At 53.8% G+C, this 15854-nt stretch carries 13 protein-coding genes; 5 read left to right on the top strand and 8 right to left on the bottom strand.

The window, feature by feature from the left end; translation table 11 throughout:
• Position 1: 1 nt before the first annotated feature.
• The 3 genes from MKX64_RS17580 to MKX64_RS17570 are packed head-to-tail and all read right to left on the bottom strand — an operon-like array spanning position 2 to position 3925.
• Positions 2 to 1069, bottom strand: coding sequence for an ABC transporter ATP-binding protein (locus tag MKX64_RS17580; RefSeq protein WP_341036826.1), 1068 nt, complete (start codon positions 1067 to 1069; stop codon positions 2 to 4).
• An 8-nt stretch (positions 1070 to 1077) separates the two neighbouring features.
• Complete coding sequence (locus MKX64_RS17575) at positions 1078 to 2796, bottom strand: ABC transporter permease (protein ID WP_155617694.1); 1719 nt, start codon at positions 2794 to 2796, stop codon at positions 1078 to 1080.
• Positions 2797 to 2812: 16 nt separating this feature from the next.
• Complete coding sequence (locus tag MKX64_RS17570) at positions 2813 to 3925, bottom strand: extracellular solute-binding protein (RefSeq protein ID WP_155617695.1); 1113 nt, start codon at positions 3923 to 3925, stop codon at positions 2813 to 2815.
• 163 nt (positions 3926 to 4088) lie between these two features.
• Between MKX64_RS17570 and MKX64_RS17565 the strand changes: the two genes are divergently transcribed.
• The 3 genes from MKX64_RS17565 (at position 4089) to MKX64_RS17555 (ending at position 8304) form a co-directional block, all read left to right on the top strand.
• Positions 4089 to 4991: a LysR family transcriptional regulator gene (locus tag MKX64_RS17565; RefSeq protein ID WP_155617696.1), complete on the top strand. Its 903-nt coding sequence runs from the start codon at positions 4089 to 4091 to the stop codon at positions 4989 to 4991.
• A 111-nt stretch (positions 4992 to 5102) separates the two neighbouring features.
• The gene (locus MKX64_RS17560) at positions 5103 to 6464 is read left to right on the top strand and encodes a dipeptidase (protein WP_341036823.1); all 1362 of its coding nucleotides are present in this window, start codon (positions 5103 to 5105) and stop codon (positions 6462 to 6464) included.
• A gap of 700 nt (positions 6465 to 7164) precedes the next feature.
• Positions 7165 to 8304 (top strand): zinc-dependent alcohol dehydrogenase, encoded by a 1140-nt coding sequence (locus MKX64_RS17555; protein ID WP_155617698.1) that lies wholly within the window; start codon positions 7165 to 7167, stop codon positions 8302 to 8304.
• Between the two features lie 86 nt (positions 8305 to 8390).
• On the opposite strand, the gene MKX64_RS17550 is transcribed toward MKX64_RS17555, so the two are convergent.
• The gene (locus MKX64_RS17550) at positions 8391 to 9221 is read right to left on the bottom strand and encodes an AraC family transcriptional regulator (protein ID WP_341036819.1); all 831 of its coding nucleotides are present in this window, start codon (positions 9219 to 9221) and stop codon (positions 8391 to 8393) included.
• Positions 9222 to 9339: 118 nt separating this feature from the next.
• On the opposite strand from MKX64_RS17550, the gene MKX64_RS17545 reads away from it, so the two are divergent.
• Entirely contained in the window at positions 9340 to 10665 is a 1326-nt protein-coding gene (locus MKX64_RS17545; protein ID WP_341036816.1) for an alpha-L-fucosidase, read from the top strand.
• 235 nt (positions 10666 to 10900) lie between these two features.
• Here MKX64_RS17545 and MKX64_RS17540 read toward each other — a convergent pair whose 3' ends face one another.
• From MKX64_RS17540 to MKX64_RS17525, 4 genes are all read right to left on the bottom strand, one after another.
• Positions 10901 to 11734 (bottom strand): carbohydrate ABC transporter permease, encoded by an 834-nt coding sequence (locus MKX64_RS17540; protein WP_095397931.1) that lies wholly within the window; start codon positions 11732 to 11734, stop codon positions 10901 to 10903.
• 17 nt (positions 11735 to 11751) lie between these two features.
• Positions 11752 to 12642, bottom strand: a complete 891-nt coding sequence (locus MKX64_RS17535; protein ID WP_155617700.1) for a carbohydrate ABC transporter permease — start codon at positions 12640 to 12642, stop codon at positions 11752 to 11754.
• Positions 12643 to 12722: 80 nt separating this feature from the next.
• Complete coding sequence (locus MKX64_RS17530) at positions 12723 to 14117, bottom strand: ABC transporter substrate-binding protein (RefSeq protein WP_095263906.1); 1395 nt, start codon at positions 14115 to 14117, stop codon at positions 12723 to 12725.
• A gap of 362 nt (positions 14118 to 14479) precedes the next feature.
• Positions 14480 to 14896 (bottom strand): VOC family protein, encoded by a 417-nt coding sequence (locus MKX64_RS17525; protein WP_095263905.1) that lies wholly within the window; start codon positions 14894 to 14896, stop codon positions 14480 to 14482.
• A gap of 210 nt (positions 14897 to 15106) precedes the next feature.
• On the opposite strand from MKX64_RS17525, the gene MKX64_RS17520 reads away from it, so the two are divergent.
• On the top strand, positions 15107 to 15796 hold the full coding sequence (locus MKX64_RS17520) for a G1 family glutamic endopeptidase (protein ID WP_179292060.1): 690 nt from the start codon (positions 15107 to 15109) through the stop codon (positions 15794 to 15796).
• Positions 15797 to 15854: the final 58 nt, after the last annotated feature.

Genomic DNA, 15854 nt, shown 5'->3' with positions numbered 1-15854 from the left:
ATTACAATCCCTCCCCCGCATACACCATCGTTTGTTCCGGCGGCAGCTCGATCCATACCTCGCTGCCGGGTTCAACTCCCTGATGATGAAACAGATGGATCGCCTGATGATCAGCGGTATGCACGATCACTCGCCACCGGGTTCCCTCATAAATGGACTGCGCCACAAGGACCGGGAGAAGATTCCCCTCGGCATCTTCCTTCTCGTGCAGCCGGATGCCCTCCGGATGGACCATGATGACCGCGGGCCCATCCTGCACAGACGTTATCATCCGCTGTCCCTGAATCGGGCGGTCCGCTATCCGCGCATGCGCCTTTGCCCCGGGGTCAATCCGGGCATTCAGCCGGTTATGGTAGCCCATGAGCTGGGCGACCCACGGGCTGGCCGGTCGCTCGAACAGCTCCTGCGGCTTCCCGATCTGGTCGATTCGCCCCTCGCGAAGCACGAGAATCCGGTGGGCGACCGTGAAAGCCTCCATCCGGTCATGGGTGACATACAGGGAGGCGATCGCCAAATCTTCGAGCAGACGTGCCAGTTCACCCCGCATGTCGGTTCTGAGCTTGACGTCCAGATTGGACAGCGGCTCATCCATCAGTAGCAGCTTGGGCTCGGTTGCCAGCGCACGGGCAATGCCCACCCGCTGCTGCTGCCCCCCGGACAGCTGGGCCGGCAGCCGATCCAGCAGGCCATCCAGTTTGAGCAGCGATTGCAGCCGCTGCAGCGTCCGTTCCCGGTGCTGACCGTTCATTTTCCGCCGCTTCATACCATACTCGATGTTCTGGCGAACCGTCATATGCGGCCACAGGGCATAATCCTGAAACACCATGTTGATCGGGCGGGATTCCGGAGGAATGTAGAGTAGCCCGCGTTCCACGGCCCGGCCGTCCATCTCGATCTCCCCTTCATCGATTCGTAGCAATCCGGCCACCATCTGCAGCAGGGTGGATTTTCCGCACCCGGAGGGGCCCAGAATGCAGATCCGTTCCCCTTCCGCGACTTCAAACGCAATCGGCTTCAGCACCTGCTGCTCGCCAAATGATTTGGAAACACCCTTCACTTTCAATATCATCGGTCTCTTCATCCTTCCTGTTGCCTCTGTCGGTCCAGCCGCCCGAATACCCAGCGGCCTGCGGCCTGAACGACCATAATGATCAGCACTACACTGGCGCAGCTCACTACGGTAGCTGCGGTTGCGTAGCCATAATTCGAAAATTCAAAAGCCTTGTCAATGACGAGCGGCATCAAAGAGAAATTCGGCGGCTTCAGCATCGAGGCCATGGCCAGATCGAATACGCTCGTGCCAAACGACGTCAAACCCGCAATCAGCAGAGACTGGCGCACGAGCGGAAGCACAATGTCCCGCATCCGGTCGAATACGCTCGCCCCCTGAATCGCGGCTGCCTTCAGAATTGTTCCTGACAGATTTCCGAAGGCGCCAAGCTGTACCCGAACCGCATAAGGAATCGCCCCGGCAATGCCTGCAATAACAAGCAGCGAAGGCTTGCCGTACAGATGAAGCCCGAGCGGCTCCAGCCACTTCTGATTCCAGATGAAAATATACCCGATCCCGAGCACCACCCCGGGCACAGCCAGCGAAATAATCGAGAACAGCTGCAGCATCGGCCTCATCCTCGACTGGGTAAAGGCGAGCACATACGCCACCACGAAGCCGATCACCATGCTCAGCACGGCCGCTACAGCAGCAACGAGCAGGGAATGGTACATCCCTTCAAGAAATGCCAGCAGGCGATGATCCCCTGCCGTATATGAGAATAACTGGCGATAATGATCCAGCGTAAAATTCTCCACGCGCAAGCCGCCCCCGGCATGTCTCATAAAGGATACGATCGCACTCGTTCCAATCGGAACCCCGAGGCTAAGACAAACAAACAGCGCAATCGCCACATTGTAGATCCAGGCATGCTTCGGTTGCTCCTTAACCGTCTTGACCGCTCTCGCATTCAAAAAGTCGTACTTCGAGCGGCGCATCGTCAGCATCAGCAGCGCCATGGCAAGCGCCAGGATGAGCACGAGATAGAAGGCGAGCACGCCCGCCATATCAAACCGGACCGGCGATTGGTAGATGGCGGAATATATCGAGTACGTCAAGGTCGGAAACCTGTAGACGGTTGCCAGCGCGGCTGGCAGCCCGAAGTCGCCGACGGTATCCATAAAGACGAGTGTCCAGCCAGCCACGAAAGAAGGCATCGCCAGCGGCAGCTCCACCGTGCGCCATACGGTGAATGGCCCCGCCCCGTTCAATCTGGCAGCATAACCGAACTGGCGAATGTTCCACTCGGTTGCTGCCAGTATCGCCAGATAGGCGAGCGGAAATTTGCTGAGAGCCATCACAAATACGAGCCCTGTCGGCTGAAAAATAAACGAGGTGACCCATGTCCAGCCGAGCCAGCTGTGAACCAGCCCATCGGCGCTTGCAAACAGCACCCATCCCTGGGCAATCATGAAGGACGGTGCAATGAGCAGCACCCAGGCTGTAATGTCCAATAGCCGGGCGGCTCCGAAGCTCCATCTGGACCGGATCGTCGCCAGCGCCCCACCAATGATCGTGCCGAGCGTTGCCGCCCCAAGCGCAAGCGTGACCGAATTGAGCAAGGATTGCCGCCATAACGGCCGATGGAAGATTTCCCCGATCAGACCGATGCCGCCCCACTCGACATTTCCGAAGAACAGCCCCGGAAATATTACATTGACAAGCACTGCCAGCAGCGGCAGGAAAATAAATAAAAAGAGGAGGAGGGCTACCCCGCCTCCATAGTGAGCTTCCGAAGCTTTCATCGCTGTTGTCCCGCCTTTACTTCACGCTTTGATCTGCAAACCATGTTTTGATCTCAACCTCATGCTCGGAAGCCCATGCGGCTGAAGGGAGCAGAAATTTTCCGCTTGGCTCGCGCTCGCTTCGAGGAGACACCCCTTCTACCAGCGGTGTGAAGAAGCTGTCTGTCGAATCGAGCGAAGCCAGCATCTGCTGTGTCTCCGGCTTCAGCATGAACTCCACAAAGGCTTTGGCCGCTTCCGGGTTGCGTGTATGCTGGCTGATTGCCACCACGCGCAAACTTCCCGGCGCGCCTTCCTCAGGCCAAATGACCTCCACCGGTTCCCCGGCCAACTTCAGCTCGTAAGCGTTATGCTCCTGCAGTGCCGCAACTTCGATCTCTCCGCTTAACAGCGCTTTGCCCACCGGGCCGTTCTTCGGATATACCTTCATGCCTTGGCTGAACCGATTTTCATACAGCTTCTCCGCCTCGGCCACCCCCCATTTCTCGAAGAAGGCGGACACCAGCGGATATGCAGGCGCTGCAACCGCCGGATCTGCATGCCCTACCGGCCCCTCATAGGCGAAGAACTCCTCCCATGTTTGTGGCGCTTCTTCAGCCGTTACGAGGTTGGTATTATACGCAATAAGCCCGGCTGCGTGAATACCGACCGGATAATAGGCAAGGTCCTCGGGCACATAGGCCGCCCCTTGCTCGGACAGATTCGCCAGATTTTCCGGCTGCCAGCCTGTCATCAGAAAGTCCCGGTCCCCCAGATTGCGGATCGAACCATGACCGTCCATCATCAGCACGTCCCACTGCGGATTGCCCTGCTCGGCTTCAATCTTCGCCAGCGCCTCGCCGCCGCCGTAATGTACGGCTTCCATCTTATAACCGGTCTCTTCCATAAACTTCGGAGCAATGACATCTACGAAATCATTGCCGTACAAATAAATCGTTTCTCCCGGACCGTCAGCACCTGCCGGTTCCTCCGCTTCGACCTGCGGTGCTTCCGCTTCATTCTGACTGCCAAGTGCCTGGCTTGCTTCCCCGGAGCCGGTGCCGCCACTTTGTCCGCATGCGGACACAATGAGCATCAATGCTATAAGCATCATCGTGCTGATATAACGAAATACCGATTTCTTGTTCATGTCGCCCTCCCATTATTCCTATCACATTTCGAATGCTATTTAAGCTTAACCCTTCAATTTCTTGAAAAAATTATCGCTGCGTTAACAAACAATTAAATTTCATCTATCAAATGAAATGTAAGATTGATCGTATCAATGTTGATGATGAAAGGAGAGCAGACTCTTGAACCTGCAACAGTTGAAAGTGTTTGTGCTGACCGTACAATTGAAAAAGCTCTATCTTGTAGCACAGCAGCTCGAGATTACCCAGCCTACGGTGACGTTTCATTTGAACAAGCTCCAGGAGGAGCTTGGCATCGCTCTGTTCCATACGAAGTCCTATCATGTCATCAAGCTGACCGAGGCAGGCCAGGCCTTCTACCATTACGCCTCTCAGATCCACTCCCTGTCATCGGAGGCCGAAGCGACGATGGACGTGTACCGGGGAACAGCGGCTGGTGTCCTGGCCGTAGGCAGCACCCATACGCCGGCAACCTACCTGCTGCCTCCGCTGCTCAAGCAGCTGAAAGCCAGCAATCCCCGGTTAACCGTAATGCTCGACGTGCGCCCTGCCCCCTTTATTCTGGATAAACTGAAACGGTACGAACTGGATATCGGAATCATCTCCAACACTCGTGTAGACGATCCGGAACTGGTGTCCAAGCCTTTGCTCAAGGATGATCTTGTGCTCATATTTCCCCCGGATCATGCGCTGGCCTCCGCTGGGGAACTGCAGCCCGGCGATCTCGCTGAGCATCCGTTTGTATCGCATGAACCCGGATCGATCAGCAGGCAGCTGATTGATCGATGGGCGGACAGCAACGACGTTAAGTTTCAGATTTCCCTCGAGGTGTCCGGAACCGAGGCGCTGAAGGCAGCGGTCAAGCATGGCCTGGGCTATGGCATGATTGCAGAGGCCGCCGTGCAGGAGGAGCAGCTGGAAGGCAAGCTGTGTACACGCGCGATTCCGAAGTGGGTGCCCGAGCGCCAGATCTATGCAGTCCGGCACCGGAACAAGCTGATAACACCGGCGCTGCAGATGTTCTGGAAGAGCCTGGCCGAAGCATTTTCCGAGCAGCGGAAATAATCGATCGACATTCAGCTTATTTCGCAATGATGGAAAAAGGGGTAGAATAGGAAGGAACGGCATGTGTATTGCCTGACCTATTACCATCATTTCAAGGAGGATCTATTCCAAATGAGCGTTGATTATAAAGCGTATTTCGAGCAGCATCGCGAAGCCCATCTGAACGAGTTGAAAGAGTGGCTTGCGATCCCGAGCATCTCTGCACTGTCCGAGCATAAGGGCGATGTCGCCCGTGCAGCAGAATGGATTGCCTCCAAGCTGAAAGAAGCCGGGCTTGAGCATGTGGAAATTCATCAGACCGAAGGGCACCCGATTGTGACCGCTGACTATCTGCATGCTGAAGGCAAACCGACCCTTCTCATCTACGGCCACTATGACGTGCAGCCGGTTGATCCGCTTCACCTGTGGCAGACGCCGCCTTTTGAACCGGACATCCGGGACGGCAAGCTGTACGCGCGCGGAGCTACTGATGATAAAGGACAGCTGTTCCTGCATGTAAAAGCTGTGGAAGCGATATTGAAAGAGGAAGGCGAACTTCCGGTCAATATCAAGTTCTGCATCGAAGGCGAAGAGGAAGTGTCCAGCCCGAATCTGCCGCGGTATGTGGATGCCAACAAGGACAAACTGACCGCCGATGCGGTTCTGATCTCGGACACCTCCCTGCTCGCACCAGGCAAGCCGGCCATCTCGACAGGACTGCGCGGCCTTTGCTCGATGGAGCTGACCCTGCACACAGCCAACAGCGATCTTCATTCCGGTACATATGGCGGCGGCGTGCCCAACGCCCTGCATGCAATGGTGTCCCTGCTCGCTTCCCTGCATGACGACAAGGGCCGGGTCAGCGTTAAAGGCTTCTATGACGGTGTGCTGGAGCTGTCCCCGGAAATGCGGGAAGAGTTCGCCAAGCAGCAGTTTGACGAAGAGAAGCTGAAGAAGGATCTGGAGCTTGACGCACTGTTCGGCGAGGAAGGCTACTCCTTCGTGGAACGCGTTGGCGCACGTCCTACACTGGAACTGAACGGCGTATACGGCGGATTCCAAGGGGAAGGCAGCAAGACGGTGATCCCGAGAGAAGCCCATGCCAAAATCACCTGCCGCCTCGTCGCTGACCAGGACCCGCAGGCCGTGCTTGATGCGATTGAGGCCCACCTGAAGGCTCATACTCCTGTGGGTGCGAAGCTTACGTTCAAGCCGAAGGAAAAGGCGTTTGCATTCAACATCGATCCATCTCATCCAATGCTGCAAAAAGCGGCGGACGCGTTCGAGAACGTGTACGGTACACGGGCGCTGTTCACAAAAGACGGCGGCTCAATTCCGATTGTCGAGCGTCTGTCCAGCACGCTGAATGCCCCGGCTGTCATGATGGGCTTCGGTCTGCCGGATGAGAACTTGCATGCACCGAACGAACACTTCAACCTTGAGAATTTCGACAAGGGATTGCTGACCATCGTAGAATATTTGAAGCTGGTATAAGGTGAACCAGCGGCGGGGCCTGCCTCGTGATTCCAAGCCTATAAATTAAAGAAGAATGCCCTTGAGCCAATCACTTCCCTGGCTATTAGGGCATTCTTTTTTTGGGGGCTTGGAAGTTCCTGCCTGGGACCTTTGCATGATTATCCCTTTCGTTCAGGTTGCTGCCAATCTATCTCGGTGTTTTCGTTTTCTGTGTCTGCTCTTGGCCTCGCTCCGCGACCTTGATCTGCCGTCTGCCGTTGATATTCGTCTGCGCTTGATCTCTATCTGTGTTTGATCTCTATCTGTGTTTGATCTCTATCTGTGTTTGATCTCTATCTTGTGCTGATTTCCAACTGTCCTTCATCTCCATCTATGCTTGTTCTCCATATTGAGATTGATCCCCATATGGAGCTTGATCTCCGTCTTATCCATGATCTCTTCGTCTTGAGATCGACACCCTACCGTAAAAGTCTAGTGTTCTTCCTTCGATCTTCTGTTCCCCGTTCACTGTTCTCGGTTCTCAGTTCACTGTTCTCGGTTCTCAGTTCGCTGTTCACTGTTCCCCGTTCTCTGTTCACTGTTCTCGATTCTCGGTCCCCTGATCAAACGGGATAATCGTGCTAAGCAACCAGCAACAAGGTGTTTATTTGACGCAACCCGTCATATTCAACTCCAAAAAGGGCACATTAACGTATAGCGCATATAAGGAGGGAATGCATTGAAAGCCGTCACTTTTCAAGGCAAAAAGGATATTCAGGTCAAACAGGTGAACGACCCAATGCTGAAAAAAAAGGACGACATCATCATCCGGGTGACGTCGACATCCATCTGCGGTTCGGATCTGCATATATATCAAGGGGTCATGCCTACCGAGCGAGGATACGTTATCGGTCACGAGCCGATGGGGATTGTAGAGGAGGTCGGTCCTGAAGTTACCCTTGTCAAAAAAGGCGATCGGGTCGTCATTCCATTCACCGTATCCTGCGGACAATGCTATTATTGCCAGCATGACCTGGAGAGCATGTGTGATGTCACAAACGACAAAGGCATCGTGGACGGCGGCGGCTATTTGGGACTCGCGAGAAGATATGGAGAGTACCCCGGCGGACAAGCCGAATATCTCCACGTCCCGTACGGGAACTTCATGCCCTTTGTCATTCCTGAATCGTGCGAACTGGAGGATGAGGCGCTTCTGTTATTGTCGGACGTGCTGCCGACAGCGTACTGGAGCGTGGAGCATGCCGGCGTGAAGCCCGGCGATACGGTCGCTGTACTCGGCTCCGGTCCGATCGGGTTGATGACCCAGAAGTTTGCGTGGATGATGGGGGCCAGCCGGGTGATTGCCATTGATCGCGTCCCCTACCGCCTCGCGAAAGCCAAAAGCATGAATCAGGCGGAAGTTTACAATTTCGAAGATTATGACGATATGGGCATGTATATCCGCGAGATCACCAAAGGGGGCGTCGATATTGTCATAGACTGCGTCGGCATGGACGGCAAAAAATCCATGATTGAGAACATCGGTCAGAAATTGATGATTCAAAGCGGGACCATGAGTGCGATCCGGATGGCCATCAAAGCGGTCCGAAAAGGCGGCACCATAATGCTGGCCGGTGTATACGGCGGCGTCTACAACCTGTTCCCGCTGGGCAACCTGTATGAACGAAACATCACGTTAAAGATGGGACTAACCCCAGTCATTCATTACATGCCCGAATTGTATAACCTAATCAACAGCGGACAGATTGACCCGACCGAAATTGTGACACACCGAATGCCCTTGGAACGAGCGGGTGAAGCGTACGAAATGTTTAACAATCGGGAAGAAGGATGCATCAAGGTTGTATTGAAACCATAACGAGATCTTCTCAACCTAACCTGCAACTCGCACACGATCACGCAGCTGCTGTACGGCTCTCCAATCTCACAACCATATTCCGCTCATCACATGTTCGCCCGGTATTCAGAGGGACTGTATCCGACCCTCTGGCGAAAGGTTTTGGAGAAGTAGTTGGCGGATTCGAAGCCTGTTGCGTCCGCAATCTCTTTGATGCTCAGCGTCGATGTTCTCAGCAATATTTTGGCCTGTTCCATCCGTTTGATACTCAGATATTTCTGCGGTGTTGTACCAAAATGACGTTTGAAGTATTTGATAAAATAATTCGGGTGAAGATGAATGGTGGCAGCCATCTGCTCAAGCGTAATTTCCTCGTGCAGATGGTCCTGGATGTATTGCTGCACAATAGCAAGACGCTGCATCTCCCACGTTTTGTCTGGATGAATCGCAGGCGTCGTCCTATCCAAAATACGGGACAAAATATCCAGAACGGCAGACTTCTCCTTCAGCCTGGAGGAGACCGTCTTCTGATGCCTTGCCTGAACCAGTTCGCAGAATACCCCGGTCATGAGCTCAGGATCAAGCCCGTCATACACAAGCGGGACATCCAGCCAGGAGAACACTTCCGAATCTCCCACCGTGGCTGTAAAATGGCACCAATACTTCAGGAACGGCCGATCGCTGATCGTGGAATATGACTGCTTCGTACCCGCCGGCATCAGAATCAGCTGGCCCGGCCTCGGATACAGCTCCTTATCGCCGATCTTGAGCCACCCCTCCCCATCCACAATCCAGTAGAGTTTATTGTAGTCTATCGTATAATCGAATTCTTTCCATTCCGGCCAGCACTGTGTATACTCCGCTTCCAGCACCTGAACCTGCATATGAAGCAGCATCTGCTGAATCGCTTCCTGTTCGTTCTGCGCTCTCTTCTTCATCTTCGATAATCCTCTAAAGTTATTATAATACCCTTATTAGTTAAGTAATTGTCTATTCATACTACCACATAATTGCTACAATCATGGTCGATAAACCAGGAACAGGGGGACTGATCCCATGACGAATCATACCAATCCCATTATCCAGGAGCGCAAGGAACGTGTACAGTGGTTTGAGCAAGACCGCTTCGGTATGTTTATCCACTGGGGGCTCTATGCCATTCCTGCCCGAGGAGAATGGATTCGCAGCACGGAGAAAATGAGCATCCAGCAGTATCAGACCTATTACGACGAATTCAATCCTGTCCATTACAATCCGCGGGAATGGGCCAAGGCGGCCAAGGAAGCCGGCATGAAATACGCCGTGTTGACAGCCAAGCATCATGATGGCTTCTGCCTGTTTGACAGCAAGCTTACGGACTACAAATCTACCAACACCCAGGCTGGCCGCGATCTGGTCAGAGAATTTCTGGAGGCCTTCCGAGAGGAAGGGCTGAAGGTTGGACTCTATTACTCGCTGATCGACTGGCACCATGAAGACTATCCTGCCTACGGCGACCGCATCCATCCGATGCGGGAGAACGAAGCGTTCAAGCGCGACCCGAACACCTTCGGCCGCTACCTGGACTACATGCACGGCCAGGTTCGGGAACTGCTGACAGACTACGGCAAGCTCGATCTTATGTGGTTTGACTTCTCCTATGATGAGATGACCGGAGAGAAATGGCGTGCAACCGAGCTGGTTCAGATGATCCGTGAGCTTCAGCCGCATATCCTTATCGACAACCGGCTAGAAGGCAGCGGCGAGCAGGGCGGAAGCATCTATACTGCCAATCCTTCAACATACAGCGGGGATTTCGCTTCACCGGAGCAGATTATTCCTCCCCGCGGTCTCGTCAATGAACAGGGTGACCCGATTCCGTGGGAAGCCTGCATTACGCTGAACAACAACTGGGGGTACGCCGCAGCGGACCGAAACTACAAATCGGCTACAACAATCATCCGCAAGCTGGTGGAATGCGTAAGCAAGAACGGGAATATGCTGCTCAACGTCGGGCCTGATGCGAAAGGCGCCATCCCTCAGGAAAGCCTGGACATTCTGAAGGAGATCGGGGACTGGATGAAGAAGAACGGGGACAGCATTCACGGCTGCCGGGCCGCCGACTTTCCGAAGCCGGAGTGGGGACGTTATACGCAAAAAGGCAACAAGCTGTACGCCCATCTGTTCGAGGAATCGATCGGACCGATCAGCCTGCCCGGATTGGCAGACAAGATCAAGAGCGCCCGCCTGCTTGCTGACGGCTCCGAAGTGTTCGTTGGCAGACCGTGGAGTGCCGCAGAATTCATAGAGGATGCGTTTATAAGCTTTGCCCGTCCCGAGCATTTCACCTATCCGCTCCCTGATAAGCGCAACACGGTCATCGAGCTGGAGCTGATCATCTGATCAGGTCTGATCAAGTCTGATCAGGTCTGATCGTCAGGATCAGGATTAAGCATAGCTCCAAATCACGTGGATTGTATGAAAGACCGACGATAGCACTATGATAGAAGGCCATCATCAAAGTGAGCATTTGATGCTGGCCTTAAACGTCTAGTATGCGGATCCTTCTCCGTGATCAATCAGAACAGGCATTGTTGGTTCAATAACGTTTCCAGTCTTCAGCATTTTCCCGCGACCCTTATCCCTTGCTTCCGCCTTGCAGACCGAAGCCGCGGGACATAAATCGCTGGGACAGCACATACATCACGATGGCCGGAACGGCATAGAGGACGGAAAATGCCGCCAGACTGCCGTAATCCACCATCCCGTATTGTCCGAAGAACTGGTACAGCTTCAGCGCAGCCGGGAACTTCTCCGGGGATTGCAGCAGAATGTAAGGGACAAAGAAATTGCCCCAGCTGCCGGAGAAGGTAAAGATCGCCACCGTGCAGATTCCGGGCACCATGAGCGGAGCTACTACCCTTCGGATACCGGTCAGCAGCGAAGCCCCGTCCACCCAGGCAGCTTCCTCCATATCCCGCGGTACGGAATCCATAAAATTTTTCATCATCCAAATGCCATAGGGCATCGACGATGCCACATAGAACAGAATGACGCCGCCAATGCTGTCATACAGCTTCAATCCAAGAAACAGCTGATAGACCGGCACCATGACCGCGGTAATCGGAAGCGATGTCATGAACAGAATTGTAAGCATAAACGGTTTCTTGTATTTCATCTGATACCGGGACAGCGGATAAGCGGCCAGCAGCGCCAGCAGCACGACAAGCACGGCTTGGCCAAGCGAAATGACCAGACCGATCAGATATGCCCGCTGATTCTCAGGACTCGTGATAACCTCAACATAATTTCCCATCGTCAGCTGGCTGGGGAGCTTGAGGGACTGCATGGCATTGGGATCAACGGAAGCCACGAGCACCCACAGCAGCGGCAGCAGAAAACAGAGCCCGATTCCGGTCAGTATCGTGTAAGGCAGTATTCGGTAGATGAGCTTTCGTTGCCTGGCATTCATACGAACTCCCCCCCTGATTACTCTTTCATCGATCGGATATAGAGCAGACTCAGCACGATGCCGATAAGCAGCAAGAGCAACGAGATGGCTGTTCCGTAGCCGAGCTGATAATTGACAAACGCCTGGTTGTACATAAAGATCGGCAGCGTCATCGTTGAATTGCCCGGCCCGCCGCCGGTCATCGCATAGATAAGGCCAAATACCCCGAGCGTCTGCAGCGTGACCAGCATCGCATTGGTTGTAATGGAGCCTTTAATGTAAGGGATGATGATCGAGGTGAAAATTTTCCACTTGGACGCCCCGTCGACGACGGCAGCCTCCTCAATCTCGCTCGGAACATCGTCCAGCGCTGCCTGAAACACCATCATCGAGAATGCCGTGCCATGCCATATATTCGCCAATATGACCGTCAACATCGGAACGGTAAACAGCCAGGTCACTTCCGAGAATCCAAACGACGTAATGATGGCATTAAGCGTCCCGTCATCCCCGAAAAAGCTGTACAGACACAATGCGCATACAATTTCGGGCGTAACCCAGCCTGCAAGCACGATCGTCCCGATGACACGCCGGAACGTCCGGTTTCGCTGCTTCATCAGCAGCGCAATGAGAAAACCGAGCACCTGCTGCCCGATCACCGCTGATCCGATCAGAAATACGAGCGTGTTCCAGATGCTTACTTTCACCGTAGGATCCTGGAACATGCGGGCATAGTTGTCCAGCCCGACAAATTTCAGCTCCCTGGCCGCTTCCCCTGTCAACGCGAGGTTCGTAAACGAATAGAAGAACGTGAGCAGGATCGGATAGATGAAGAACACCAGCATAATCGCTACGGACGGAAGCAGAAAAAACAGCCAGGTGTAGGTGTTTCTTTTCGGTTTCTGTGAGCCTATCGTCAAGCTGCTCATGAACCTAGCTCCTTTCATGCAGGGAATCGAAATACCGCCTGCTCAGGCGGGTCGCGCTTGAGCAGGCTTCGTTCTCGTCACTATTTCTCTACAACATTGTCGGCGCCTACGATTCGGGTAACATCCTGGGCATACTTGTTCATCGCATCCTGAGGTGAGGTTCCGGTAGCCACCGCTTCAACCATCGTCTGGATTTGCGTGGATACCTCCGGATACTTCTCCTGCGACGGTCTGAAATCGGCATTTTGCAAATAAGCGGTCGCAATTTCATTGAACGGCATCTGGGTATACCCCGGGTCTTTGGCAACATCGGTACGCACCGTAATATTTCCGGAGCTGGTCACCAGCTTCTGGGTGTTGTCCTTGTTCAATGCATATTTGATGAATTCCCAAGCTTCGTCCTTGTTCTTGGAATTGCTCGGAATCGACAATGCCCAGCCTCCGGCCAGCGTAATTGATCCGGGCGGCTGTCCCTCGCTGGTCGGCATCGGGGCAAATCCGAGCACATCTTTATATTCCGGCCAAGGCGCCGCCCCCGTCTCCAGATAATTGCCGGTAATCCAGGAGCCGTCGAGCGAGATCGCCAGCTTTCCTTGCGGCAGATATTCCCGGGAGGCCGTATTGCCGGCCTGACCGTTCAGCACTTTGGACAGCGGCGGACCCAGTCCTTCCTTGTTCACGGTTTCCACGAAGCCCAGCGCGTCAAGGATGCCCTGGCTTTTGATAATCCATTTGCCGCTGGCATCATCATACAGGCGCTCCCCGGTGCCATAGAGCAGCATCTCGTACGTCTGCATGGAGGTCGCCTCCCCGGTAGCCTTGCCCATATTCATCCAGATTGGCACGATATCCGGTGCCTGTTCCTTGATCGTTCTGGCTGCGTTAAGCACTTCCTCCCACGACTTCGGCTGCCAATCCTCAGGAAGTCCTACCTGCTTGAAAATTTCCTTGTTATACCAGAGTCCACGGGAATCCGTGTTGTACGGCACACCGTACACTTTGCCATCGCTGGCAGTCACCCCTTTTTTCATCGCTTCAATAAAGGAACCGTTATTCCAGTCCTCCCAGTCCTGCAAGCGGTCATCCAGCGGCTCCAGATATCCGGCGCTTGCGTCCGAATTCAGGATGAACGTATCCTCGGTGACGATATCAGGTGCGGTCTCCGTGGATTTCAGAGCCAATGCAACCTTGGCAAAATAGTCGCCCTCGGATGCCTGGATCGGCGTCGGCTTGATCTCCACATCCGGGTTCGGGTAACTTGCGGATACCTCCTTCAACCATTTATAGAAGGCCCCATTCTCTCCGATCCCGTCATCGCGGAAGGTTACCGAGATGACCGTTTTTGCATTTTCTCCCGCCTCCCCCGTTTCCGGCGAACCGGGTTCAGACGACTGTCCCCCGCCCGCGCATCCAAACAACAGTGACAAACTGAGTGCCGATGATATCAGCATCAGTCCCCTTTTGCCGCCTTTCATTCTGTTCCCTCCTTTAGTCCATTGACCGTCACTTCTTTGGCATTTTGTTGTATCCGCTTACAGAAAGCGTCTACTAAAATATATTGATGGGATTGTGAAGATATTCGGAACTTTTTAGGGGAACGGATAGGAAGATGGCTGTCATGCATCAGCAGAGCAGTGCTCCGAACAACAGAAAAAAGCCGCAACACTGCGGCTTTCCAAGCTTTCGCATCATCACATTGGCACCAACAATTCCGTTGCTGGATAGGGCGATGGCTTTCTTACAATCAGGTATATTATGGTTTAAATTGTAATAGATGTTATATATTCTTTTAGTAGGGAATCACGTTCTGCCTCGCTTCCGTCTGGCATGAAGTCTTTCACTCCTGCGGCACCTGGTTCACATCTGTACACAGCACATTCCAGCGGTGGCCATCCGGATCGGCAAATCCGGCTCCGTACATCCAGCCCTGGGCCTGAGGCTCGCTGAAGATCGTCCCCCCGGCTTTTACCGCCTGGCCGATAACTTCGTGAACGCGCTCCCGGCTGCCTACATCGATAGATAACAACGCTTCCACACCTGTGCCGCTCACTTCCGCCGGGGCATGACCGGTGAAGGTTGAGAATGCCGCCTCAGGAAGAAGCATCACCAGCACTTGGTTATCGCCCAGCAGCAGAGCTGCCGTATCGTCCCGGTCAACATACTCGGGATGGAACGTAAATCCGATCTCCTTATAAAACTGTCTTGACCGATCCAGGTTCTCCACAGGCAGGTTAACCCAAAATTCATTTGGCATGAGTTATTCTCCTTCTTGATATAAGATGGCATGTTCAGCTTCACGATGTCTCTATCATTTTTACCCGGCTGCAACCATTACATAACAAACGAAAAAATAATAGAAACGATGACCATACCATTCCCCGCCTGCTTACATCTAATATACTGTGGACAATGCTGGGATGCTTCATAATCCAGCATGCCCCAAATCGATCAAGGTGGTGGATATATGAGCACAATCAGCAAGCTTCCAGCTTACGGTACCTGCTGCCTCGTTCCTCGTCCAGGCAAGAGCAGCGCGTCTCTTCCCTACTCCAGCAACTGGAGCGGATATGTCCTCACAGGCAGAAAAGGGAAGTACAGCTGCATCTCCGGAGAATGGACAGTTCCTTTCGTTCTGCCTACTTCACGATCTTCCTACTCTTCGGCCTGGGTCGGAATTGACGGCTACAACAACAGCAGCCTGATCCAGACCGGTACCGCGCATCACTTCGTAAACGGCACCGCGCAGTATTATGCCTGGTGGGAGATTCTCCCCAGCTACGAAACCCGTATCTCCTTGCCGGTGAGACCGGGCGATGTTATGCGCGCTTATATTGCCAAATTAAAAGGCAGCAAGTGGCTGATCCGCCTGCAAAACCTGAGCCGGGGCTGGACCTTCAAAACGGTGCAGAGTTATCATGGTCCGCAAACTTCGGCTGAATGGATTGTGGAGGCGCCCACCGTGAACGGGAGCCAGTCCAGCCTTGCTCGACTTTCCCCTGTCGCTTTCGTCCGCAGCCGTGTGAATGGCTGCAACCCGAAGTTCACCCCTTCGCAGAGGATCGGGATGCTGCAACATCATCGCATCGTATCCCTCCCATGCAAACCGTCATCTTCGGGAAGCTCTTTTGTCGTGAAAAACCAGGTCCGCGCATAACTTGCCCTGGACAAGACAAACGCCGCATCATCAGAGATGATCGCGGCGTACATAGCGC

It is taken from the genome of Paenibacillus sp. FSL M8-0334, from assembly GCF_038000405.1.
GTDB lineage: Bacteria > Bacillota > Bacilli > Paenibacillales > Paenibacillaceae > Paenibacillus_AQ > Paenibacillus_AQ campinasensis.
This window is presented reverse-complemented; position numbering and strand designations above follow the sequence as displayed.

Coding starts and splice junctions, on each gene's coding strand:
- MKX64_RS17580 (WP_341036826.1), bottom strand. CDS start 1,069: ATGATATTGAAAGTGAAGGGTGTTTCCAAATCATTTGGCGAGCAGCAG.
- MKX64_RS17575 (WP_155617694.1), bottom strand. CDS start 2,796: ATGAAAGCTTCGGAAGCTCACTATGGAGGCGGGGTAGCCCTCCTCCTC.
- MKX64_RS17570 (WP_155617695.1), bottom strand. CDS start 3,925: ATGAACAAGAAATCGGTATTTCGTTATATCAGCACGATGATGCTTATA.
- MKX64_RS17560 (WP_341036823.1), top strand. CDS start 5,103: ATGAGCGTTGATTATAAAGCGTATTTCGAGCAGCATCGCGAAGCCCAT.
- MKX64_RS17550 (WP_341036819.1), bottom strand. CDS start 9,221: ATGAAGAAGAGAGCGCAGAACGAACAGGAAGCGATTCAGCAGATGCTG.
- MKX64_RS17545 (WP_341036816.1), top strand. CDS start 9,340: ATGACGAATCATACCAATCCCATTATCCAGGAGCGCAAGGAACGTGTA.
- MKX64_RS17540 (WP_095397931.1), bottom strand. CDS start 11,734: ATGAATGCCAGGCAACGAAAGCTCATCTACCGAATACTGCCTTACACG.
- MKX64_RS17535 (WP_155617700.1), bottom strand. CDS start 12,642: ATGAGCAGCTTGACGATAGGCTCACAGAAACCGAAAAGAAACACCTAC.
- MKX64_RS17530 (WP_095263906.1), bottom strand. CDS start 14,117: ATGAAAGGCGGCAAAAGGGGACTGATGCTGATATCATCGGCACTCAGT.
- MKX64_RS17525 (WP_095263905.1), bottom strand. CDS start 14,896: ATGCCAAATGAATTTTGGGTTAACCTGCCTGTGGAGAACCTGGATCGG.
- MKX64_RS17520 (WP_179292060.1), top strand. CDS start 15,107: ATGAGCACAATCAGCAAGCTTCCAGCTTACGGTACCTGCTGCCTCGTT.